This is a genomic window from Shewanella sp. GutDb-MelDb (assembly GCF_002836075.1).
In the GTDB taxonomy this organism is placed as follows: Bacteria; Pseudomonadota; Gammaproteobacteria; order Enterobacterales; family Shewanellaceae; genus Shewanella.
Genome location: NZ_PJBM01000132.1, coordinates 1 through 23,771 on the forward strand (window position 1 = coordinate 1; position 23,771 = coordinate 23,771).

The 23,771-nt window shown below is 41.9% G+C and carries 23 protein-coding genes; 10 read left to right on the top strand and 13 right to left on the bottom strand.

The window, feature by feature from the left end; genetic code table 11:
- The 6 genes from CXF82_RS04875 to rmuC all read right to left on the bottom strand — a co-directional run.
- Positions 1 to 1,725, bottom strand: a 1,725-nt coding sequence (locus tag CXF82_RS04875) for a transglutaminase TgpA family protein (protein WP_257982733.1), incomplete at its 3' end; no start/stop codon positions are given.
- Positions 1,726 to 1,786: 61 nt separating this feature from the next.
- Positions 1,787 to 2,782 (bottom strand): DUF58 domain-containing protein, encoded by a 996-nt coding sequence (locus tag CXF82_RS04880; RefSeq protein ID WP_102043757.1) that lies wholly within the window; start codon positions 2,780 to 2,782, stop codon positions 1,787 to 1,789.
- Between the two features lie 20 nt (positions 2,783 to 2,802).
- Positions 2,803 to 3,711 (bottom strand): AAA family ATPase, encoded by a 909-nt coding sequence (locus CXF82_RS04885; RefSeq protein WP_102039509.1) that lies wholly within the window; start codon positions 3,709 to 3,711, stop codon positions 2,803 to 2,805.
- 165 nt (positions 3,712 to 3,876) lie between these two features.
- The gene (locus CXF82_RS04890; RefSeq protein WP_102043765.1) at positions 3,877 to 4,623 is read right to left on the bottom strand and encodes an EAL domain-containing protein; all 747 of its coding nucleotides are present in this window, start codon (positions 4,621 to 4,623) and stop codon (positions 3,877 to 3,879) included.
- Between the two features lie 320 nt (positions 4,624 to 4,943).
- Entirely contained in the window at positions 4,944 to 6,875 is a 1,932-nt protein-coding gene (locus CXF82_RS04895; protein WP_102043758.1) for a transglycosylase SLT domain-containing protein, read from the bottom strand.
- A gap of 49 nt (positions 6,876 to 6,924) precedes the next feature.
- Positions 6,925 to 8,418 (bottom strand): DNA recombination protein RmuC, encoded by a 1,494-nt coding sequence (gene rmuC / locus CXF82_RS04900; RefSeq protein WP_101090983.1) that lies wholly within the window; start codon positions 8,416 to 8,418, stop codon positions 6,925 to 6,927.
- Between the two features lie 214 nt (positions 8,419 to 8,632).
- On the opposite strand from rmuC, the gene msrP reads away from it, so the two are divergent.
- Together msrP and msrQ are read left to right on the top strand one after the other, a co-directional pair.
- Positions 8,633 to 9,655 (top strand): protein-methionine-sulfoxide reductase catalytic subunit MsrP, encoded by a 1,023-nt coding sequence (gene msrP / locus CXF82_RS04905; RefSeq protein ID WP_101090982.1) that lies wholly within the window; start codon positions 8,633 to 8,635, stop codon positions 9,653 to 9,655.
- Between the two features lie 12 nt (positions 9,656 to 9,667).
- Positions 9,668 to 10,327, top strand: coding sequence for a protein-methionine-sulfoxide reductase heme-binding subunit MsrQ (gene msrQ / locus CXF82_RS04910; protein WP_101090981.1), 660 nt, complete (start codon positions 9,668 to 9,670; stop codon positions 10,325 to 10,327).
- A 338-nt stretch (positions 10,328 to 10,665) separates the two neighbouring features.
- Here the strand turns inward: msrQ and CXF82_RS04915 are convergent, their stop codons facing one another.
- Complete coding sequence (locus tag CXF82_RS04915) at positions 10,666 to 10,983, bottom strand: hypothetical protein (RefSeq protein ID WP_101090980.1); 318 nt, start codon at positions 10,981 to 10,983, stop codon at positions 10,666 to 10,668.
- Between the two features lie 188 nt (positions 10,984 to 11,171).
- Between CXF82_RS04915 and CXF82_RS04920 the strand changes: the two genes are divergently transcribed.
- Genes CXF82_RS04920 through CXF82_RS04930 form a run of 3 tightly spaced genes read left to right on the top strand, consistent with a single transcriptional unit; the run spans position 11,172 to position 14,068 of the window.
- Positions 11,172 to 11,669, top strand: coding sequence for a putative 4-hydroxy-4-methyl-2-oxoglutarate aldolase (locus tag CXF82_RS04920; RefSeq protein ID WP_101090979.1), 498 nt, complete (start codon positions 11,172 to 11,174; stop codon positions 11,667 to 11,669).
- A 33-nt stretch (positions 11,670 to 11,702) separates the two neighbouring features.
- On the top strand, positions 11,703 to 13,520 hold the full coding sequence (locus CXF82_RS04925) for an AsmA family protein (RefSeq protein ID WP_102043759.1): 1,818 nt from the start codon (positions 11,703 to 11,705) through the stop codon (positions 13,518 to 13,520).
- Positions 13,520 to 14,068: a BsuPI-related putative proteinase inhibitor gene (locus CXF82_RS04930; RefSeq protein ID WP_101090977.1), complete on the top strand. Its 549-nt coding sequence runs from the start codon at positions 13,520 to 13,522 to the stop codon at positions 14,066 to 14,068. The genes CXF82_RS04925 and CXF82_RS04930 overlap by 1 nt, the downstream gene beginning before the upstream one ends.
- A 410-nt stretch (positions 14,069 to 14,478) precedes the next feature.
- Here the strand turns inward: CXF82_RS04930 and sodB are convergent, their stop codons facing one another.
- Positions 14,479 to 15,063 carry a superoxide dismutase [Fe] gene (gene sodB / locus CXF82_RS04935; protein WP_101090976.1) on the bottom strand — a complete coding sequence of 195 codons (585 nt, stop codon included), beginning with the start codon at positions 15,061 to 15,063 and terminating at the stop codon, positions 14,479 to 14,481.
- 225 nt (positions 15,064 to 15,288) lie between these two features.
- Between sodB and grxD the strand changes: the two genes are divergently transcribed.
- The gene (grxD, locus tag CXF82_RS04940) at positions 15,289 to 15,636 is read left to right on the top strand and encodes a Grx4 family monothiol glutaredoxin (protein WP_101090975.1); all 348 of its coding nucleotides are present in this window, start codon (positions 15,289 to 15,291) and stop codon (positions 15,634 to 15,636) included.
- A 92-nt stretch (positions 15,637 to 15,728) separates the two neighbouring features.
- Here the strand turns inward: grxD and CXF82_RS04945 are convergent, their stop codons facing one another.
- Positions 15,729 to 16,982 carry a uracil-xanthine permease family protein gene (locus CXF82_RS04945; RefSeq protein WP_101090974.1) on the bottom strand — a complete coding sequence of 418 codons (1,254 nt, stop codon included), beginning with the start codon at positions 16,980 to 16,982 and terminating at the stop codon, positions 15,729 to 15,731.
- Between the two features lie 174 nt (positions 16,983 to 17,156).
- Here CXF82_RS04945 and CXF82_RS04950 point away from each other — a divergent pair, with 174 nt between their 5' ends.
- Both CXF82_RS04950 and hda read left to right on the top strand, forming a co-directional pair.
- Positions 17,157 to 18,269: a DUF2066 domain-containing protein gene (locus CXF82_RS04950; RefSeq protein WP_102043760.1), complete on the top strand. Its 1,113-nt coding sequence runs from the start codon at positions 17,157 to 17,159 to the stop codon at positions 18,267 to 18,269.
- A 71-nt stretch (positions 18,270 to 18,340) separates the two neighbouring features.
- Positions 18,341 to 19,051, top strand: coding sequence for a DnaA inactivator Hda (gene hda / locus CXF82_RS04955; protein ID WP_101090972.1), 711 nt, complete (start codon positions 18,341 to 18,343; stop codon positions 19,049 to 19,051).
- A gap of 6 nt (positions 19,052 to 19,057) precedes the next feature.
- Here hda and CXF82_RS04960 read toward each other — a convergent pair whose 3' ends face one another.
- The 4 genes from CXF82_RS04960 to CXF82_RS04980 form a co-directional block, all read right to left on the bottom strand.
- Positions 19,058 to 19,375, bottom strand: a complete 318-nt coding sequence (locus CXF82_RS04960; RefSeq protein ID WP_102039504.1) for a hypothetical protein — start codon at positions 19,373 to 19,375, stop codon at positions 19,058 to 19,060.
- A gap of 603 nt (positions 19,376 to 19,978) precedes the next feature.
- On the bottom strand, positions 19,979 to 20,350 hold the full coding sequence (locus tag CXF82_RS04970) for a DUF2069 domain-containing protein (protein ID WP_101090969.1): 372 nt from the start codon (positions 20,348 to 20,350) through the stop codon (positions 19,979 to 19,981).
- A gap of 12 nt (positions 20,351 to 20,362) precedes the next feature.
- Complete coding sequence (gene arsC / locus CXF82_RS04975) at positions 20,363 to 20,713, bottom strand: arsenate reductase (glutaredoxin) (RefSeq protein ID WP_101091229.1); 351 nt, start codon at positions 20,711 to 20,713, stop codon at positions 20,363 to 20,365.
- Between the two features lie 73 nt (positions 20,714 to 20,786).
- Positions 20,787 to 22,247 (bottom strand): beta-barrel assembly-enhancing protease, encoded by a 1,461-nt coding sequence (locus CXF82_RS04980; protein WP_101090968.1) that lies wholly within the window; start codon positions 22,245 to 22,247, stop codon positions 20,787 to 20,789.
- Between the two features lie 111 nt (positions 22,248 to 22,358).
- On the opposite strand from CXF82_RS04980, the gene CXF82_RS04985 reads away from it, so the two are divergent.
- Entirely contained in the window at positions 22,359 to 22,574 is a 216-nt protein-coding gene (locus CXF82_RS04985) for a sulfurtransferase TusA family protein (protein WP_101090967.1), read from the top strand.
- Positions 22,575 to 22,668: 94 nt separating this feature from the next.
- Positions 22,669 to 23,763, top strand: a complete 1,095-nt coding sequence (locus CXF82_RS04990; RefSeq protein WP_101090966.1) for an AI-2E family transporter — start codon at positions 22,669 to 22,671, stop codon at positions 23,761 to 23,763.
- Positions 23,764 to 23,771 lie beyond the last annotated feature (8 nt).

Genomic DNA, 23,771 nt, shown 5'->3' on the forward strand with positions numbered 1-23,771 from the left:
TGCGCTATAGGCGATAGATAGCCCTATCACACCTAAACTGACGATGATAAACATCGCCAGCTTGATGCGAGTGACTTCACCTAATACCTCCTCTAAAACACGTTGCTGTTTGTCAGTGTTAAATCCCAGCACCCATACGCTCCAAAAGTAATCAACACTGGCAAATTGCATTCGCAGCTGGTTAAACATTTCGCTGGTGCGGTAGCTCATGTAACCGAAAGGACTGTCGGCTAAATAGCTCTCCTGTGGATCGAAAAACGCGTCAAAGCCAGCTTCAATTCTTTCGGGAGCGATCATGGCGGTGGGATCAAAGCGAACCCAGCCGCGAGCGGGTAGCCATACCTCAACCCATGCATGGGCCATATATTGATAAATACTGTAATAACCTGCAGCCGAGTTATATTCGCCGCCTTGATAGCCGCTGACCAATCTGGCAGGAATACCGGATGCTCTAGCCATAAAGGCGAAAGCACTGGCGTAATGCACACAAAAACCGGCTTTGTTATCCAGTAAAAAATTATCGATTTGCTGTTTGCCTACCGCAGGAGGCCGCAGGGTGTAGTAATAAGGCTGCTGGGTAAAGTAACGCATCATGGCATCAAGCCGATCGGTTTCTTTGGGATATTGAGCTGCAAACTGCATGGCTAAACGTGTGGTGCGCGGATTACTGTTGTTAGGCAAGCTTAAATTGACTGCTCTCAAAGCTGGAGAAAGGCTCGGTTCTAACGGTTGGTTTGGGTAAGAGGTGACATTATAGAGCCTTTGTTGATCAATCGGCTTGGAGGCGTACAAACGAAAATCAGCCAACATATTGATGCCGTGATCTTGGCTGGTGGCCCGATCTAAACCAAACAGCCAATGTTGTGAACTTGGTTGAGCTATGACTGAATAGGAGAGTGCTTTGGCGGAGTTAAATACATTATTGCTAACGGGTGCGAAGCGCTGGAACACTGCAGTATCAAGGCCTTTAGGGCTTGTGAGCCCTCGTTCGACAGCGATAATACTTGGATTTTGTAACCACTGGGTGCCATCGTAATCCTCCATCACGATAGCTCGCCAGTAAAGCGCTGAATTTTGGAGCAAAACATTGTCACTAAAGGTGGCTCTAAAAGCCAATTCTGCAGAGCGAGTGAGCTCAGTGATATTGGCGAAACTCACGGTATTAGACAGGCCTGTTTTGGCGCCGCCCTGAGGCGGAACCATCCACAGCGGAGGAATGCGTGGCAGAATAACAAACAGAATGACCGCTAGCGGAACACTTTGTAATAGGATTTTGGCGCCGAGTTTAGCGGCGTGTTTAAAATTATTTTCGTCGTGATAAAGACTAATTAACACGCAGGTATTAATGAAGGTGACCACAAGTAAGTGCAATGTTGACCACAGACTTTGTTGCTGAATAAAGGTTAAGGCAATTAAAAAATACCCAGCAAGCACCACAACCTGTACATCTCTTCGATTGCGCATCTCAATGTACTTAAGAGCGTAACCTAAGATTAATAAATTGATAAGGGCAGTGAGCACACCAATCTTATTGGACACCATTGCCAGTGTCATCGCTGAGGCAAAAGCTAAAGTAGTCACCAACCACTGTGGAGGCTTGGCTACTTTGCCGAGATAAATACCGACTCGCCAAATAATACAGATAGTGCAAATGGCTAATGACCATACTGTTACTTGCTGGTACAGAGGCGATAATATGGCGATATTAGTGATCAGCAGCCACATCAGTGTGTGCCTCGAGATACTCCTCTGTGCAGTTAATTTTACTTTTTTATTACGGCTTAATTTAATCATCGCTATGCACTGGGTATTTTTTAGGAAATAGCGCCAGTTGGGTTTGCACTTTTATTCTGTGCTGTTCACCTTTCGCAGGGGCGATGGTATTGGAACCAATTTTGAGGCCGAATATTTGTTGTTTATTCGTCAATTGTTCGGTTTGCCACGCAAGCTTACTTAAGCTCAGTTCTGGGTTGCTGGCGGTTAAGTCTAAGGTTAGCCACATTGGGGCCCCTTGTGGTTGCTGAAACTCTTTAGTTAACATACCTCGGCCTTGAGCCCATTGTTTCCAAGCCACTTGCTTAAGTGACTCGCCTTTTACGTATTGTTTCAGCCCTTTAAATTCATCGATTCCAGCAATGAATTTACCACTCTGTAATTGATCATCGTGTGCCCCGAGATTGTAGGCAAGTGTGTCTTGCCCGCTTATGGGTTTAGCAAAGATAACCTGTTTTATGTCTAAATCAACATGAGACCAAGCTCGGCAAAGTCCTAGAGGGTAGCGTGATTCGACTTTTAGTCGGCCAGGCCTTAATAAGCCGCGAAAAGGGTGCTGCACGGTGAGTCGGCTAGGGAGCGATTGAGCAACCACTTTGTTAGCAATTTCCAACGGTTGGCCATTAAAATTGAGTTGGATCTCAAATGCACTGCTTTTCGATGACAACAATATAGGGATGTAACTAGGTTGATCTGCAAAAGAATGAGTTGATGACTGAGTACTGGAAAGGGTGAGCCCAGCAAGATTCTGGTAACTGTAGATGATACAAGTATTAAACATGCTTAATAGCAAAAAGCTTAACCCCATTACCAGGTTGTTTTGATAATTGGTGCCGAAGAGAAACAGAATAATAAACAAAAAAATCCAAGCAAAACCGAAACCCGTGGGCAGTATGAAAATACTTTTGTGGCTTAAGGTGACTGATTTAGCCGCAGGTATACGCCGAGATAACCAGCTATCTAATCGAAACTTTATCTGACGTTTAATTGCGGTAAAAGTTAATATCATAGATCCCTTTAACAGCGTGATTAAAGAATGGGGTTTACTTGGCTCAATATCGCTGCTGACATCACCTGGCCTTGTTGTTGGGCATTTTGTCTAATTCTATGCTCAGCAACATAAGGGAATATAACTTGTACATCTTCGGGAACAACATATTGGCGGCCATTGATTAAGGCCCAGGCTTTAGCGGCTTGTAAAATTGCTTTACTTGCTCTTGGTGATAAACCTATGCCTTCAGTTTGGTTTCGTGAAGTATTCACCAAAGCCAAAATATACTTTAGCAGTGAATCAGAGGCGCTGACGTCACTGACGTTTTCTTGTAATGCTTGCAGAGTCATCGCATTTAAGCATTGTGGTAACGCTATTGCGTTGTCATCTTGTTGGTTCTTTAACATCGCGAATTCAGAGCTGGGATCGGGATAGCCAATAGATAAGCGCATCATAAAGCGGTCAAGCTGAGATTCTGGCAGCGGGAAGGTGCCTGATTGATCGCTGGGGTTTTGCGTTGCAATAACAAAAAACGGTGCGGGTAAAGGGTATGTTTCACCATCGACGGTGATCTGTTTCTCCGCCATAGCCTCTAGCAAAGAACTTTGGGTTTTAGGACTGGCACGGTTGATTTCATCGGCAAGGATCATCTGTTTAAAAATGGGGCCCGGGTGAAAGATGAATTTTGTTTGTTGTTTGTCGAAAATGGTCACGCCGAGGATATCGGCTGGCAACATGTCACTGGTAAACTGGATCCTTTGATAACTGAGGCTAAGACTTTGCGCTAGTGCGTGAGATAGGCTGGTTTTACCCATACCAGGTAGATCTTCGATCAATAGGTGCCCCCTCGCTAAGATGCAGCACAACGCGAGTTTTATCTGGTGATTTTTACCGAGTAATACCTGATCTAATTGGGCTAATAGAATAGCGATATTTTCATTAGTCATGAGCGTCCTTTACTCAGTTAGATGCCAATAATAAACTGCTGAAGCTATTGTTCGCTGGTGAATTAAGCTTCTTAATGACTATGGTGGAAAACCCTCTTGCTTTCCACTCTATTATTTGGACTAGGCTAATTAAAATCTTGTTAGTCATAGAATGCCGGTTCGGGGTTAACTAATGATTGGCTGTTGCTGAGATGACTCTATCAAGGGTGCCAGTAACACTTTTTTATCCGCTGAAATAAACAGGGGTTTAAACAGGAATCCTTGTACTAAATCGACGCCAATCTGCTGGGCAAATAACAGTTGTTCCTCAGTTTCGATACCTTCTAGAACGGTGAGTTTATTAGTTTTTTTTGCAAAACTTAATAGGGCGGTAATGAGATGGTGATACTGAGGATCTTTAGCGGTTTCTAGCCAGTATTTATCAAATTTCAGGCAGCTAACTTGGCTTACTAAATCGATTGAAAGCATGGAGTGGGGGGCACCAACGTCATCTAAACCGACGGGAATATCATATTTCAGCAATTGTTTGATAAAGCTTGTGGCTAGGTGTGCATCATTTATACAGGTATTCTCAATTATCTCAACGCAGATATTGTGCTTCTGCCTCTGCCTCTGCCTAAGTAAAGACAGCATGTCAGGAGTATTAAATTCAACCGCATGAGGGTCAATATTAACGAAGAGCACACCCTCTTTAGGTGCATGCTTAAACTGGAAAGATTTCGCCGCCATTTCAACATTGCTGAGTAACTCATGATGAGCATGTAATTCTTCAAACACAATATTGGGCGCTATTGGTATGCCGTCTTGGTTATAAAAACGTGAAAGCGCTTCATAACCGTAGATTTCATTGGTGTGAGGATTTAACAGAGGTTGAAACTCTGCACTTAAATGTAGGCCCGTCAGCTCAAAAATAGTACTTTCCAATCGTAGCGCTTCCATGTGAAATGATAATTGTTAACACTATCATGTATTGAGGTAAACAGAATGGAAATAATATTTAAGTGGCTTATTTATAGACACTTATAAGTGATTAGACTAGAAAGTATAGGCTTGTTCAAGGATTGATTTACAACACTTTGATGGATGAGAACGCTATGTAAGGGCCCTCATGAGTACGGTAATACGCTTAGGTTGATGCACATGCAAAAGTGTCAGTGCTTAAATTACAGTCGTTAAATGCCGGTCCCTAAATGGAAGCCGCTTAGCTGCGATTCATTCTAAGTATTTATGATTTAGTACTCAAAATCGAGTTCATCTTTAGAAAGTAATTCGGGTATTTTACCTTGCTTTACTTGATAGATAATTCGATAACTTAGCACGGCTTGTACATATTCTCTTGTTTCAGTGAACGGGATAGACTCAATAAAACTCACCGCATCGAGCTGCGCGTCGCTCTTTTTAAGCCACCCCTTAATCCGGTGTGGCCCTGCATTATAGGATGCAGTGGCTAGAACTCTATTATTATCGAACTGTTTAAGTAAACCTGAATAGTAGGCACTGCCCAAGGCAATATTAAGTTTCTCATCGTAAAGGCTACGGGTACCGCGGTAGTTCAGCTTGGCTTTTTTTGCGGTCTGTTTGGCTGTAGTTGGCATGAGCTGCATGTAACCTCTTGCGCCGACACCTGAGGTGGCATTGGGGTAATAAGCACTTTCACGCCTTGCTATGGCGCGTATTTCATCAATATCGACGTGATACTTTTTACTGGCATTGGTAAATGAAGATTGAGCCGCATAAGGGAAGCGCATATCCATATCGTTCCATAATTTAGCTTGGATACTCGCTTGCACACCTAGGCTGTGCCATTGTTGCGAAATAGCATAGACAGCGTACTCTTTTTGCATGGCTTTATCGTATCGATTTAATAACATAACCCATTCAGCACGGGCATCTGACTGTTTGTCTAGCGCTAATAGTTCCGTGACACGCGCTAGCCCTTTATCAGTACCAATCTTGCTTTGACGAGCTAAAACACTAAGAGTCGGTTGATGTTGTACCTGAACGGGGACCTTAATAGCATTTGCCGCTAAAAAGCCATAAAAATTACGTTGTTGGCTTAGTGATAATAATAGTTTTTGAGCCTTTTGTTGGTTTTGCTTATTGTCACTATTGAGCAAAATATTTGCGCGCCAATATGTCCAGCGAGCGGTATTTTGTTTTTCTTGACTGAGCAAAGGGACAAATTGTTCAAATTGAGTGCGTTCATTTGTTCTTAGTGCCCAACGCAATCGCATCTCAACTAAATCGTCACTATCAAGCAGCGGTAACATAGTATCGACAAAACTCTTTAGCTCTTCAGTCTGGTAAATTAAGGCTCTACGGACGAGGTAACGGCTAAGTTGGCGTCCTTTATAATCGCTAAAACGATCCGCTTTTTGATACTTAGCATATAGCTTAACCGCCTGCTTTAAATCTTTTTTTGCTAAACGTCGCAGTCCAAAATCTACAATTGTCGCGTTTATCTTGGCTTTCCCACTAAATCTTGAGGTGTGACGAAGGCTACGAGGATCTTTATAGACATTCACTAGACGCTCAGCGGCTTGCTTATTACTGGTGACTTTTCTAGATAGGTAGCTTAATAGGCCGTATTGACCTTGCTTAAAACTGAGCAGCATTCTTGACCAAATCATCTCTTGAGTCTGAAAACCTGCTTTTCTCCACTCCATAAACAGTGGATCACACTCTTTTGGACGTGAACGGCCATAAAGCCAAAGCTCGCCTGCACCTTTGTAGGCTTGCTGCTTGTCGCCTTTTTGTAATTGGGCACGATAAAAATAGCATTGCAATGAGATGTTATTGGGTCTTTCGGGGCTAACTGCCAGAAAGTCATTCCAGCGTTTTTGTTTGCCACTGCGGGTTAAATATCGAGAACGAGCAGTGTTATATAAAGGACTACCGTCAAATTGGAGGAAAGATTCTGCTGCTTTGCTACCGGGTTGTTTTAATATCGATTCGATATTTTTGTTAAAATCCAGATAGATAGCTAAAGGGTAATCTGCTAATTTATCGCGTAATTGTTGATAAGTATTTAGCTTTTTTTTATCGAGTGCTTGTTTGGCATCGAGGTAAAGTTGCTGCTCAGGCGTTAACGCCTGAGCAGCAGTAATAGGGTAGGAAATGAACGTTATAACCGCGAATAAAATGCCTCGTAATTGCTTGTGCATCTGCTTAAATCCTCTTTCAATGTCCCTATTGCAAGATATGTTTCTCTATTTATTGCGAGATGATTTCATCTTGAGATAAGCTTAGCGCTTTATCCAGCAACTGGGTATCGACTTTTTTACTGGTTTCGACTCCGAGTAGCTGCATTTGGTGAGCTTGACGTATAACGTTACCTTTACCGGATGCGAGTTTGTTCATGGCATTGTTATAATTTTTATCAGCAGACTCCAGAGAGCGACCGATTTTTTCCATGTCTTCTAGGAACCCACATAACTTGTCGTAAATTTTCCCTGCTTGCTTTGCTATCAACTGCGCATTTTGATTCTGATACTCGTAACGCCAAATATTATGTATGGTTCTAAGTGCCACTAATAAATTGGTAGGACTCACCAGCATGATATTACTATCAAGCGCATAATTAACTAAACTTGGATCATGCTCTAACGCGAGTAAAAATGCCGGTTCCAGCGGAATAAACATCAATACATAATCTAAGCTAGTTAAACCGTGTAGTTTTTGATAATCCTTGTGGCTTAATCCTTTAATATGAGCTCTAACCGATACAATGTGTTCTTTAATAGCTTGAGCGCGCACTACATCATCGTCACTGTTAAAATAGCGCTCATAAGCAACCAATGACATTTTTGCGTCGATAACAACGTCTTTATTCTCAGGCAGGTGCACAATGACATCGGGCTTAAAGCGTTTGCCATCATCGTTTTTTAGTTCGGCTTGAGTGTCATACTCATGTCCTTCGCGTAGCCCGCTTTCTTGTAATACTCGCTCTAAAATAACCTCACCCCAGTTACCCTGTTGCTTGTTATCGCCCTTTAACGCTTTGGTAAGGTTAATAGCGTCTTGGCTCATTTTGAGATTGAGTTCAGTTAAAGAATCTAATTGGTGTTTCAAAGCGCTGCGCTGGTTTTGTTCATGGGCATAAGAGGTTTGAACTTGGACTCTGAACCCTTCTAGCTGTTGTTTGAAGGGCGCTAGCACGCTGTCAAGCTGCTGATTGTTCTGGGTTTGCAGTTTCTCGCTTCTTGCTTCAAATATTTTAGTGGCTAGATTTTCAAACTGAGCATTAAGCCTAATTTCTGTATCTTCTAGTAATTGAATTTTATCGTTAAGCGCTTGCTGCTCCGCATCATAGCGTGCCGTGATGGTTTGTTGCATAGCATTGGATTTAGACAGGGCTAATTGGGTTTCCATTTGCTTGCGCTGATTATCGCTTAACGCTTGTTCAAGCTCGGGAGCTCTTTCTGCTTGTGCTTGTGCCTTACCCAGTTGCTCTATGCGATATTCTAATTTTTCTTGCAAATGACTTAATTGATCATCTTTTTGATGTAGCGACTGTTTTAGTTCTAAAATCTCTGAATTGAGTTCAACTTTCGTCAGTTCAATGTCATCTGTTAGCTGTTTACGAACGTATTCCCATTTAATGCGCGTTTTACGTTGGTTAAAAAGAGCACCGATTAAAATAGAAAGAAACGCGATTGCGATTATGATGATAATCTCAGGAGTAGAAAAAGCGATATTTAAAGGCATGTGAGAAGGCTCTTAACATGGTTGATGAAAACCGTAGAGTGGCATGCTGCTTTAAACACTGCAAGCTTAAGTACATCAAGTATAAGATGAGTGCTGCAGACGTAATCAGCTGTTAATGAAATGTAATGTTTTAACGGTTACGAAATCTTTTACACAATAGCGCGGTCTGATTATTTAAGTGTTTTAATTTGACGGATCTAGAGGATAGCGGCCAATGAATATAATTAAGAAAGCTGCATGGGACAAATTTAAAGATTGTGATGTGACACCTGAAGAGGTTTACCACGACAGAAGACGTATTTTGAAGCAGATGGGGTTTGTGGGCGCGGGTGCCTTGCTTTCTTCCCATGCTAACGCGGGGGTGTTCGATCTTTTCTCTAGCGAAGAGGAAAAAGCGGCCTTTGCACGCGTAGCCTTGCCACATGCGAAACAGACTGAATACGATCATCTGCTTTATGGTGAGCTGACACCTGAAAATAAGGTGATATCACATAACAATTTCTATGAGTTTGGTACCAGTAAGACGGATCCTGTCGAAAATGCGCAGGGCTTAAGGGTTAATCCTTGGCAGTTAGTGATTGATGGTGAAGTTGATACCCCTTTGACATTGGATTATGACGACATTTTAAAGATGTTTCCGTTAGAGGAGCGGATCTACAACTTTAGATGTGTTGAGGCATGGTCAATGGTGATCCCGTGGGTAGGTTTTTCATTGGCCAATCTATTAAAAAAGGCGGGTGTCAAAAGCAATGCAACTCACGTCGCGTTTGAAACACTGTATGACCCTGAACAAATGCCAGGACAAAAGAATCGTTATAGCGGTGGTGGAATAAACTATCCCTATGTTGAAGGCCTCACATTAGCGGAAGCGATGACCGACCTTACGTTTATGTCTGTGGGTTTGTATGGTAAAACGTTGCCGCCACAAAACGGAGCGCCAATCAGATTAGTTGTGCCTTGGAAATATGGTTTTAAAAGCATTAAATCTATTGTTCGAATTCGTGTTACCGATAGTAGACCCAAATCTTCTTGGAACCTCTTGGCTGCGAGTGAATATGGTTTTTATGCGAATGTGAATCCAGAAGTGGATCATCCTCGATGGTCACAAGCGTCAGAACGACGCATTGCAGAAGGAGGACTGTTTTCAGCGAAAAGGATCCCCACACTTCCTTTTAACGGTTATGGTGATTTAGTATCTGGTTTATATGAAGGGCTAGACCTAAAAAGAAACTTTTAGTGAGAGGGTTTGATGAAGAATAAACAATTTAGATTAACCGCTCGCTCGCTGTTTTGGCTTAAAGGCTTGATGCATTGTATCGGATTGTTACCTATTATCTATTTGGTGTTATTGGTATTAAATGATAAGGCTGGCGGCGACCCAGTGCAATACATCATCCACTACACGGGCGTTGGCGCCCTCAACGCATTGATTGCTACGTTGTTGATATCGCCTATTGCCAAAAAGTTTAAGCAAGGCATGTTATTGCAAACAAGGCGGCTTGTGGGCCTTTATGTATTTGCGTACGCAAGCCTGCATATACTGGCTTTTTTTAGCCTAGACTTATTGTTTGCGTGGGGACTATTTTTTGAAGAAGTGCTAAAGCGACCTTACATTCTAGTGGGAGCGGCAGCTTATTTACTCCTAACTGCACTGGCGTTTACTTCGTTTAAAACCGTTATGCGAAAAATGGGGAGACGCTGGCAAAAGCTGCATAATGCTATTTACCTAATAGCGTTACTTATTCCAATACATTTTTATTGGTCGGTAAAATCTGAGATTATAGAACCGATACTATATTTTATAATAATGGGTTTACTGTTAGGAATAAGATTGAAAAAGTCACGTTGGTGGAAACAGTTATCTGTTAAAAGTAAGTTTAAAGGCAGAGTAATAAATCCTGAATCTTAACATCTCTAGTTCAAAGAGGCTGGGTATTGATAAATGCCTGGCCTTTTTTATAGGCATGAATAAGACGTAACGCTATTAATGTCTTGAAGCAGTATCAAATACGCTGTTGATCATCACCGAAAATGGCTATTGCAGTAGCTTAGTACTGGTTCTATTGAATATTGATCTCATATAAGAACGATATTTGTAGCCGATGTCTCGCTGGCGCCCATCCGTAGGCGTTTTGCGAATGTTTAATGGCGCAATTTATTCAACGAATAACTGAGGATTGAGATACATATCGCAGTGCTTCTATAACATCACAATCATTAAGGAGTGGAAAATCACACGGATTATTTTTATGCGCTTTCTTGTTGTCTCATGATTTGGATGACGTCATCGTAAGAGATATTGAATTGACGAGAAAGATTAATTATTTTTGTTTTATATGTTTGAATGCTTTCTTGCTGAGCAAGTAATCTTTTTTCATTATCAACAAGTTCACTCACAGCCTCTTGTAAAATAAGTAAACGTCGTAAGTTAAAATCAAGCGAATCAATATATTTTAGCATTTGTGGCTTATTACGAGCTTGCTCAAGGTCGCTGCTGGTTTTTTTATCATAACCGTATTGGTCTAAAGCTGCGATGGCATTTTCTAAATCAAGATTTTCTTTCATAGGAGTCCGAGGTTAACAAGATTCGCGTCTAAAAGTAGACATTGATATAGATTATAGTTTGTAATCTATATCTGTAAAAGGAAAAACGTCATTTTTAGTATAAAAGGACAACTATTTACTTGGGTTTAGCTTAATGACCTGTCAGTCTAGTTAATATGAGTTAACGCTTTTAAAGCAAGGAACCGCTGATGCAAGATCTATTACCTGATTTATTTGATTCATATGCTGAACGTTTGTCACTGCTTCCCCCCATGTTTAAGTCTTTTGGTAAACAAGATTGTTTCTGGGGTGAAGTTGTAACCGTTAAATGCTTTAAAGATAACTCATTAGTAAAAGAGGTGTTATCGAAAAATGGTAAAGGTAAGGTGCTTGTTGTCGATGGGCAAGGAATAACTGACAGCGCACTGCTAGGCGATATGATCGCAAAAAGTGCCGAAGATAATGGTTGGCAAGGTATTGTTATTTTTGGCTGCGTTCGAGATGTGGCTGCGCTTAAGACTATGGATATTGGCATACAAGCAATTGGGGCTAACCCAATTAAAACAGTTAAGAAAGGGCTTGGGGAGATTAATATCGCGGTAGAAATATACGGTGTCATTATTTCTCCACACTCATTTGTATATGCTGATCTGAACGGGATCGCAATATCTCATCATGCTTTAGATTTATCCGTGCTAAATTTATAGTAATCGCTTTTTATTATTCAGATGGAATCTGTCATGAAATTTTTAAAATGGTTTTTTGTAGCAATCTTAGGTTTAGTTGCAGCGTTGGTGTTATATATCACCTTAATTTTTGACCCAAATGATTTTAAACCTCAAATTGTCGATGTGGTTAAAGATAAAACAGGTCGTAATTTGGCAATAAGCAGTGATCTATCGTGGACCTTCTTTCCTAGTTTAGGGATCAAGCTCGGGGGGATCACACTTTCAAATCCAGCAGGGTTTGAAAATGCAGCCATGGTTTCAATCAATGAAGTCGTCGCTGAAGTGGCGTTAATGCCTTTGCTAAAGAAAGAGGTAGAGATCTCCCAGCTAAACTTAGATGGATTGACATTGGCGTTAGAAACTCAAAAAGACGGTAGAACCAGTTTTGACGGGCTTACTGGGCAGGCTAGCGATAGCGTTCAACCACAATCCAGTGACGGTGCGACATCAAGTGCAACCTTATCAAAATTAGATATTGGTGGCATTTCAATCACCAATACCAAAATCAGTAATTTTGACCATCAAACAAACGCGACACAAGTGTTGTCACTCAAGTCATTAACGCTAGGGCGCTTTCAGCTAGATCAGTTTGCGACATTACAATATGAGTTATCCGCGTCATTACCCGATCTTAATCTAGACAGCAGTGGTGAAGGCCAAATTAGAGTTTCCCAAGATCTACAACATGTGACGATTAACGATTTTGTGGTGACAAACCTCATTACCGGTAACAGTATTCCAAATGGCTCCTTAAAAGCTGACATCAATACGTCGCTTGAAATGGCGTTAGATAAGCAAACAATGAGCTTAGTGTTAGCCAGTTTCAGTGCCGCTGATATTAATGCATCAGGTAAAGTCGATATTGCGTATGGGGCGAAAGTCCCCTCTGTCGTTGCCAAGCTTGATATTGGAGATATTGATATAGATCGTTTATTGCCAAAACAAGAGGAGGGTGCTGCAACTCAAAAACAGACCAGTCCATCTAATGCGGCTGCCGTTGAACCAGATTTAACGGCAATGAAAACAGTTAACTTAGATATCAACGTTAATGTTAAATCAGTAAAAGTAGCCAATTTAAAAACTCAAAACTGGGTATTTAAAATGGTCATGAAGCAAGGTGTTGCCAATATCAGCCAGTTATCTGCCGATTTATATGGTGGAACGATAAAGGCGTCGGCAAAACTCGATGGCCGAAATAAAGTGGCACAGTATCAATTTGACAAACGCTTGAGCGGTGTCGATATTCGTGCATTATTAGTGGATGCTGCTGAAATTGATATGCTCGATGGTACGGCTAACTTTAATGTTGCAGGTAAGGGCAAGAGTTTGCTCCCTGATAATTTGAAAAAGAACTTGCTTGCAAATGGAAAATTTGAAATTGCCGATGGTGCTATTCATGGCGTAAATATTCCACAAATGATCCGCGATGCAAAAGCCAAACTTGGCGGTGATATGTCACCAAGTGACTCAACAGAACAAAAGACTGACTTCACCAGTATGACGGGGTCCTTTAAGGTCGCCAAAGGGCTTGTCTCAAATCCAGACCTTCATATGGCGTCCCCTCTCATACGACTTACGGGAGCGGGGACCGCTAATGTCATCAACGAAGCGTTAGATTACAGGTTGACCACGTCGGTCGTTGGCTCGCTGGAAGGGCAAGGAGGCAATGAACGCGATGCGCTATACGGTGTTGAGATCCCATTTGCAATAAGCGGGACAATGTCAGAGCCTAAATTTTCGTTAGATACTAAAGCCTTGTTTGATTCAAAGCTAAAAGATGAAACCAATAAGCTGAAAGACAGCTTATTTAAAAAATTCGGAGGATTTTGATGTTACATAAAGCAGGATTAGGTTTAGTGGTATTAAGTGCTTTGGGGTGCTCACAGGGCGCGACGAGTCACAGTTCGGTAGAGGTCGCAGAGATGACAAAAGCATCGAGTAATGCAAAGGTGTCGCCAGCGATTATTACTCCAATCGATAAGAGTGATGATATGAAGGCTAAGCTTATCGCCAAAAGCTTGTTTGATGGCAAGCTGATTGTAGATCGCGTTGCAGGTAGTGCAATGAAAGTAACCTTGCAATATACCAATAATCAATCACATGGTGTACCACTGATGTTTCGTTCAGGAATGACTGCTGACCTATGGCTGTTTAATTCAGCAGGCAAAAAAGTATGGGCTTGGTCTAATGAGATGATGTTTACTCAAGCATTACGTGAAACAGTGATGGCAGCGGGTAAAACGCAAAACGTAAAATTTAGCATTACTGCTGATATGGCATCCGCTATAGAAAAGGGTTATTACTTACAGGCAATATTTTCAGGGCGAGCAACTGAATCTACAACGCCTGCAATGGCACCAGTACTGTATAAGTTTTAACGTAAGTAAAGTTAAAGGGGGCGATTGAATCATTTGCCCTGAATATAAATGCCGATACGCTTTGCTTATCGGCATTTTTGTTTTAGCGCCTTAGTGGCTATCCATTCGTTTTATGACGTCAGTAAACGCAGTTTTTATTGAATGTAGTTCACTAACATTGTCAGCCTAACGACACTTGAAGACTGGTTTTAAATCACGGTTATAAGTCGAGGTATACCTTCAAGTTGCTTGTATAGTTAGGTTTCATCATTCGCACTTATAAGCTGCCGCTATAATTTAGCACAGTAAAAAGTGCACGATTAAGGTCAGTGGGGACCATAGGCAGGTATAAAAAAATCCGACCTCTGAAAGAGCTCGGATTTTGTATTTAGTCCATTTTCAACAGTATTTGCGTTGAAAGAGACTTGCTATTAACCAGCGAAGTTTGCGTTAACAAATTCCCAGTTAATTAGTTGCCAGAAGTGAGCCATGTAGTCAGGGCGAACATTGCGGTAATCGATATAGTAAGCATGTTCCCAAACATCAACAGTCATGATTGGCGTAACAGTTTCATCAGTTAGTGGAGTCGCTGCATTGCTAGTATTAACGATTGCAACAGTACCATCAGCTTTCTTCACTAACCAAGTCCAAGCGCTACCGAAGTTGTTAACTGCAGAATCTGTAAACTGTGCTTTAAATGCTTCAAAAGAACCAAAAGCTGCAACAATAGCGTCAGCTACTGGTCCAGTTGCTTCTCCGCCACCATTTGGTGATAGGCAGTTCCAGTAAAAAGTGTGATTCCAGATTTGAGCTGCGTTGTTGAAGATACCACCAGTAGAGGTCTTGATGATCTCTTCTAGGCTCTTCTGTGCAAGGTCAGTTCCTTCAACTAGGCCGTTAAGCTTTACAACGTAAGTGTTGTGATGCTTACCGTAATGGTAGTTGATTGTTTCTTCTGAGATATGCGGCTCAAGTGCGTTTTTTGCGTAAGGTAATGCTGGTAATTCGAAAGCCATTAGTTTTCTCCGTTAACTCTAGATTGTTGTTTTATGCGTTCTTGCTCACTGCGAGACATTTTACCTAATAAACTTGTGAAGTGTATCATTGTTTATTCGAATTGGTCGATTACCTCAATCGATTATATCTATTAGCAATTGTCCTTACTAAAAGTAGGTTTTTGTTCTGTACTATACTGGCGTACAATAGCTAAATTGCAATGTTGTATAACTCAGGAAATAAAAATGGAAACAGTTGAGAAAATCAAGCAGCAAATAGCTGAGAATCCAATTATCGTTTACATGAAAGGCTCACCAAAGTTACCGAGCTGTGGTTTTTCTTCTCAAGTCGCGCAGATCATGATTAATTGTGAAGCGCAATTTGCTTTCGTTGATATTCTTCTGCACCCAGATATTCGTAGCGAGCTGCCTAAATACGCTAACTGGCCGACTTTTCCACAATTGTGGATCGAAGGCGAGCTGATCGGTGGGTGCGATATCCTTACTGAAATGTTCCAAAAGGGCGAGTTACAGACCCTTATCAAGGAAACGGCTGCAAAACATAAAACGGAAGATGAGCAAGCGAGTAGCTAATCTTCAGTTTGTTAAAGAAAAGCCCTGAATATTTTAGATATTCAGGGCTTTTTTATTGATGGGGTTTTTATGAAGTATGTAAACTCAGTGACCTAAATCTGGTCAATCTCTTCACTGATGATTTTGCTATGTGCTGCTGCATTATCAGGAAGCACAAGATTCATTAATATCGCTACGATACCGCATAAACTGATCCCAGTAAGGCTAAATGAACCGATACCAAAGGCCATCCCCCCAATACCAAAAACCAAGGTCACACCTACAATACTTAAGTTACGCGGTTCATTCATATCAACGTTATTTTTGATTAGAGAATTAAGCCCTACTGCTGCGATTGAGCCGAATAGTAAGCACATAATACCGCCCATCACAGGGACAGGGATAGTTTGCATCAAGGCGCCCAATTTACCGACAAAGGCCAGAGTAATGGCGGTAATGGCAGTCCATGTCATGATCACGGGATTAAAGGCTTTTGTTAGGGTTACAGCGCCAGTCACTTCAGAATAGGTGGTGTTTGGTGGGCCACCGAATGCAGAAGAGGCTATGGTCGCAAAACCATCACCCGCGAGTGTTCTGTGGAGGCCTGGTTTCTTGATAAAATCTTTTCCTGTGACGTTGGATATCGCCAGAATATCACCAATGTGCTCTACCGCTGGTGCTATCGCTACCGGGATCATAAAGAGGATCGCATGCCAGTTAAATTCTGGAGCCACAAAGTTAGGCATGGCAATCCAGCTCGCGTTGGTCACGGCTGAGAAATCTACGATACCAAATGCCAAACTTAAGCCATAGCCAACAGAGATACCTGCCAAAATGGGCATTAGCTTTAACATGCCTTTAGCAAATATTGCCACCGCGATGGTGGTAAACAAAGAGGCCAAAGAGATGATTAACGCCGTATTTTGCTCTATTAATACTAAGCTACCATCGCCCGTTTTTCCGATGGCCATATTGACCGCAACAGGAGCTAAGCCCAATCCGATAACGATAATCACCGGACCAACAACGACTGGAGGTAATAAACGTTTAATAAAGCCTGGGCCGCGTACTTTGACAACGGTGGCTAATAATACATACACCATGCCGGCGGCCATCAGTCCACCCATGGTTGAAGGGATCCCCCATGTTTGTACTCCATACATAATGGGCGCAATAAAGGCGAAAGAAGATGCTAAGAAGATCGGAATTTGACGTTTGGTAATTAATTGAAAGATTAAGGTGCCGATCCCCGCAGTAAATAATGCAACATTGGTATCTAAGCCTGTCAATAAAGGCATCAATACTAGCGCACCAAAGGCGACAAACAACATTTGTGCCCCCTGCAAAGGCAGTGTAAGGTTTTTCATTATTATTCTCTGATTTTAAATAAACTTATCAATCATATCTTTATGCAGCAAAATATAAAGCGATTTAGCTCAAACTATACTGATCTTATTACAATAAAGCCTTGTTGATAAAAATTCCTAATCTCAGCTACTGTGGTACAATTTGCATAATCGTGTCGTTTTTGAAGCCTAAGTATGCTGAGATCTATTTGTCGTTACTTGATGATATTTGCGCTATTCGCGAGTATTCCTCCCCTTGTTACCGCCGCTGAAGTGAGTAAGCTTGATGAAAGCCTTGTGGCTGTTGAATCAAGAGCCAATAATTTGAGAAGCCAAGCGATTAAACAGGCTTTCAAGGAAGTTGTGCTTAAAAATACAGGTACCCAGAGTGCTTTATCTCATCCAGATGTTGTTAAGCAGTTAGCGAGTGCCAGTTCATTGATGACCCAGTACGGGTATCAAGAGTTAGACGGTGAGTTATTCATCCAAGTTAACTTCGACCATAAACGTTTAATTAGTCTATTACGCCAAGCTGGTTTGCCTGTTTGGGGAAGGCAACGTCCATTAACCTTAGTGTGGCTTGTTGAAGATGTAGAAGATGATAAAAGTATTCTAAGTGATGCCTCTTCGTCGACAACTCGTGATGCGTTTAATACACAGTCGGCTAATCGTGGTGTGCCTTTAGTGTTCCCTTTAATGGACTTAGATGATGCGATGCAGGTTGGTGTTAACGATATTCGTGGTCAGTTTACTGATAATGTCGCCAACGCGTCATTAAGGTATCAATCAAACTATTTCATTATGGCGACCATAGAACCGCAAGGGGCTGTATTACGTTACCAAATGGCACTTTATCCAAGAGAGCGTGCTGATGACGCGAGTCAACTCACCCCCTTAATCAGTGCTAATGGTGAAGTCTCGACGGTAGAACAGGCTGTAACGGCGATAACGGCAGCGGCGAGTGAGTATTATGTGGGCCAATATGCGATCGCTGATTCAGGTGAAAAGTTGACCGCTAAAGTTGCGTTTACCGATGTCAGTCAAATGAAGCAGTTGGTTGAAATAGAAAAATACCTTAATCAGTTAAGCGCGATCAAAACAGTAAGCGTTGCGCGTATTGAAGGCATGACCGTTGAATTTAACGTCGCACTATTTGGTAATGAAGATGACCTACATCGCCTGATGAAGCTAGATCCGCGAATTGAAGTCATCAGCAGTATTACTGCTGATGAAGTCGAATATGCAAGCTTTGAAACAATGACCAAGGTCGAGAAACAGACACAGATCTACTATTGGAAAGGTCAATAGCTCCCAATTAGGAGGTGCACATGGTAGCATGTGCACCTAAACTGAATACTGCGTTGTCGAGATACTCCTGAGTGAAATCAAACTCACCGTTACAATTATCATTACCCGTTCATCTACCAGATGATGAAACCTTTAACAGTTATTATCCAGCTGCTGGAAATGATCAACTCATACAGAGTTTGCAAGCCTGCGCCGAAGGGTTCGCTGAAGGTGCTGTTTTTATCTGGGGCCCAGAGAAGTCTGGTCGCACTCATTTAATGCATGCAGCGTGTGCCCATGCTAACGAGCTCGGACGCAGTAGCTTTTATATCCCATTAGGGATCCATGCCAGTATCTCTCCTGCATTGTTAGAAGGTTTGGAAAAGATTGATTTAGTCTGTATTGATGATGTCAATGCCATCGCAGGCCATCCCGTTTGGGAAGAAGCTATTTTCGATCTTTACAATCGAATATCCGAACAAAAAACCTGTTCATTGGTATTAAGTGCCAGTGTTTCACCGGGAGATACCGGATTTTCGTTACCCGATCTCATCTCACGTATGCAGTGGGGTCTTAACTACCAACTACAGCCTATGGCTGATGATGAAAAGCTTGCAGCGCTGCAGCGCCGCGCCGCGATGCGCGGGTTACAGCTGACTGACGATGTTGGTCGTTTTTTGCTGAATCGATTAGCCAGAGACTTAAGAACCTTGTTTGATGTGTTAGACCGTCTGGATAAAGCATCATTGGTTCACCAACGTAAACTGACCATTCCTTTTATAAAAGAGATGCTACGACTTTAATCGTTGTCATTGAGTCAAAATATTAAAGATAAAAAGCCCAGCGTTTGCTGGGCTTTTTGCAACTTGGACTGCATCTACTGAGCGACTCTTCGCGTAAGAGGTGTCGATTGCCACTTCAACTCGGCGTGATACGCGATTGGTTGAATTAGATATCGCTTCTGAAATCGTTAAATTTTCAGAGCCGCTATCTCCTTGAACAGTGAGATTTGGCCGCAGTAAGCGACTCACCAAGCCAACACTATCGAGTTCTGGCAATATTTGCCCAATAACGAATGCAGCGCGTGACAGCAGGGCATTATCACCGACTCTCCCTCTTGCCCTCAATCAGCACTAATGCTTTCGCTGTGGTCACTTCAGGCCCGTCAGTCACTGCAACGTCTCGTAGTATTGAAAGTCAACAATTCATCATGCTCTTCAAATAACATCGCAGCATCTTCCCTACGCGTTGAATATGCATAGTAATCAAGTGCGGTATCGGTCGAGAAAAAGCATGTTATACCACTTGGGCGATAGGCCTTTTGGGTATTATCGGCAGTTTTAGCTCTGAAACTCACATCGGCGAGGTTCGCCATCATCTCGCTGTTGATAATCGTCTAGCAGTGTTGGCCCTTGAAGGTTTGAATGAATTCTGCGAGGGAAAAAGTCATTCGCGTGTGCGAGTTGCTTTGTCCTAGTATTGTTAGTTCAAATTGATAGCTGCCACTGGTTTACGCCGTAAAATCCAATATTGGGCTATGGCTAGACTTTAATGATATGTTGCGCCGGATTCTGGTGCCGATTGAAAAGCGTAATGGACGCGGTAGGCATTTTTCGTAGAGTTTTTTGGCTCAGAGTTGACTGAAAGTTGTTGCTATGGTGAGCCTTGAAAAGGCTTTAAAATGAAGTAAAGAGTTAAGGCTGGAGCAAACCAGCCTTTAGGGATACGTGTTATTTTTTCTTCTTTTTAAGACCAAGGCCTAATTCGCGACCACGAATTCTAGCGTAAAAAGGAAAACCAATTAACAGTGCGCCGATAAGGAGAGATTCAGTCAGAGCAAACATAAAACTGGTATCTGTAACATAAAGTAAGGTTAGGGCGTGAAGCATATATAAACAAAGTATAAAACTTGCCCAAGCGTAGGTGTATGGCTTGCCCGTCAAGATCCCTTTCAGAGGGAGTAGCAACGGCACTAACCATAGCAGACTAAATAACATTGAATATTCGCCTGACATACCTTGTTGAATAAACCAGCTGCCAAGCAATATAACTAAAATGACATATCCAGCGCGGCAAAGTGTAAAGAGGGTGGATGACTCCATTTGCGTGCTCGCTTATAAAATTGCTAATACATTTTCAGGGGGACGACCAATAGCCGCTTTATTGTTGGCTAATACAATGGGTCGTTCAATTAACTTGGGAGTGTCGACCATCGCTTGAATTAGCTGCGCATCTGTTAAACTTTCGTCAGATAAATTTTGCTGTTTGTATTCATCCTCTTTTACTCGCATCATTTGTCTAGGACGTACGCCAAGCTTGGTTTGTACGCTGGTGATTTCATCTGCCGAGAGAGGTGTTTTCAAATATTCAATGACTTGAATATCACAGCCTTGCTCTTCTAATAAAGCCAGCGTCTGTCTGCTTTTTGAGCACCTAGGATTGTGGATAATGCTTACACTTGTCATAGTCATTGTATTCTTATTTTAAAATTGCCGACATCATACTGTAATTAGTGATGTGAGTCACAATAAACAGTAGTTACTGCAAGGCTTCCATTGCTCTGTCTGCTTGTCTAAATTGTCTTATTCTGGCTTCAATTCGCGCAAGCTGCAATGGATTATCTTTGGATTGTTTATAGGCAAAGTTCAGTTGATCGATTGCTGTTTTATAATCGGCGGCTAGCGCTAAAGATTCTGCTTTAACATAATGTTCCATCGCCTTGTTGCCGTTCTTTCTATAAGCCTGATACAAGAGTAAATAGGCAAGCTGATCTTGCTTGTCAAGAAAGATAAGATCTTCGAGTAATGGGATCGCCTTTTCGGTTTGGTCATCTTCTATGTAAACATTGGCTAAGTTGGTATTAACCACATTGGAGGTTGGTTTTATTTGTTGCTCTTTAAGCAGTAACGCTATAGCGCCTTTAAAATCACCTTTTTGAGTCAATAGATCGGTTTTCGTATCAATGAAAAACAAATTGTTCGGGGCACTTTTTAACAATTCGTCAATCATCTCTTCCGATTCGTCAAATTTATCCATTCTAAAGAGTGCGAGTGCTTTGCCATATTCAGCCGCACTTTTAAAACTATAACGGTTATGTTTTAACTGTTTTTCGAATATCGATAGCACTGCAGCTTCACTGTAACCAGAGAATCTAACTTGAATTCGTGCCTTTGCTAGCTGAAAGTTCAAATTATCTGGGATATGTCTTAACGGGTATTGCTGTGCTCTAATTCTGGCTTCTGAAATCCGTGATTCTGGTAAAGGGTGAGTCAGTAACATTTGTGGTGGCTTGGTGGTGAATCGATAGCGGGTGGCAAGTTTACCAAAGAAATTGGCAGCGCCATTGGGATCAAAACCGGCATCAACTAAAATCTGCATGCCGATTCTGTCAGCTTCTTTTTCGTGTAAACGAGTGAAGTTAATTTTTGCTTGAGTAGCTAACGCTTGGGTCGTTGCAAGGGCTGCCATACCCGCTTGAGGTGAGGCTATGGTTAATAATATCGCCCCTAACATCCCCACTATAGTGGCAGTAGAGCTTTTATCCTGAGCTTCAAGCGAGCGCGCTAAGTGACGCTGTGTAACGTGAGTTATTTCGTGGCCAAGCACTGAAGCAAGTTCGCTTTCGGTATCAGCATTGAGAAACAAACCAGTATGTACGCCAACATGGCCACCAAAAAAGGCAAAAGCATTAATTTCATCATTACGCAGTAAGAAAAAATAGAAAGGTGTTTTCACCCCACTTGCATGCGCTACCAGCTTATTGCCCAGTTCTGTTAGGTACTGGTTAAGCACGGGATCATTGAGCATTGGGGCTGAAGCCCTGATAACACGCATGTACGCATCACCATATACAGTTTCTTTCTCTAAACTGAAGGTGTTTACTGCGGCAGTACCTAAATCAGGCAGATCGTTGTTAGCGTAGGTAACCGCTGTAGTGGTACTTAAGATAAATGCCAACGTCCCTGCAATAACTGATTTCGAAAAAGTTAATTTACTCAAGCGGATCCTTAATTTGGGCTATGCTTTTCTTGTTGTAAGGCCACAATGCATACTTGTGGTTTGCGCTGCTTATTAGGATAATAGCCTTAGATTGTTTATAGCAAGTTCATTATGATTATTATTGATTTAACTGCTTTTCGCTGTCCGTTGCCATTAGTCAAAGTTAAACTGGCTTTAAAGCAGCTTAACCCGGGACAAAAATTAAGGGTATTGTTATCAGACCCTGGGTCTAAGCAAGATGTTCCCCGCTTTTTAAAAAAAGTCGGTTATCATCACCAAACTTTCAAACACGATGAGTGTATTTTGGCACTTGAGATCACTAAGTAAAGTGACTTTTAAACTGTTTTACATCTGTAAGTGTAAAACATCATTTTTAGCGGCGAGAGTACCGTGTGTATTTTTGCTGGATTAGGGAATATAAATGTTAACCATTTTGAGCCGTTGGTATAAAGAACGTTTTAGTGATCCACAAGCCGTGACTTTAGTCTTTATTCTTGTTGGCATCGCGCTAGCTATTTATGTTGCTGGTGGCCTACTTGCGCCTTTACTCGTCGCGCTAGTCCTGGCATTTTTGTTGGAATGGCCGGTTGCTCAAATGGCACGGATTGGGATCAACCGCACACCCGCAGCATCGCTGGTATTAATTTTGTTTATCGGTTTAATGTTGCTGATAAGTTTTGGCTTGATCCCAAGCCTTTGGCGTCAAGGTGTCAGTTTAATTGGTGATCTGCCTAATATGATTGATAAAGGGCTGCAGACAGCGCAGCAATACATTAATCAGTACCCACAATTTGTCAATCCGACGCAGTTAGATACCATGGTTGGAGAGCTGAAAAAAATGCTAGATACCCAACACCTGTTAGATATTGGTAAGCAGTTGTTAGGTTACTCAGCATCGCTCTTAGTACTTATGGTTTATGTGATTTTGGTGCCATTATTGGTGTTTTTCTTTTTGAAAGATAAAGATCAACTGATCCGCGGTAGCAAACGATTTTTTCCTTCAAACCGAGATTTAGCGCGTAAGGTTTGGAATGAGATGCATCAACAAATTTTTAATTATATTCGCGGTAAAGTGATCGAAATCGTGATCATTGGTGTTGTGAGCTATGCCTTTTTTGCCGTTATGGATCTGAGATATGCAGCGTTGTTGGGCGTGCTCACTGGCTTGTCAGTGCTTATCCCTTATGTTGGGGCAACACTGGTGACTTTACCTATCGCATTGGTGGCTTTTTTCCAGTGGGGTATAAGCTCTGAATTTGGTTATCTCATGATTGGTTATGGAATAATCCAAGCCTTAGACGGTAATGTACTAGTGCCGCTATTATTTTCTGACGCGGTGGATTTACATCCTGTATTTATCATTGCAGCGGTACTGGTATTTGGCGGGATGTGGGGAGTGTGGGGCGTCTTTTTTGCAATCCCGCTGGCATCACTGGTCAAAGCAGTGATTAACGCGTGGCCAGTGCATGAACCACTACTGACCAATAGCGATGAATCATTGCCTGAAGTAAAATAATCCTTGTG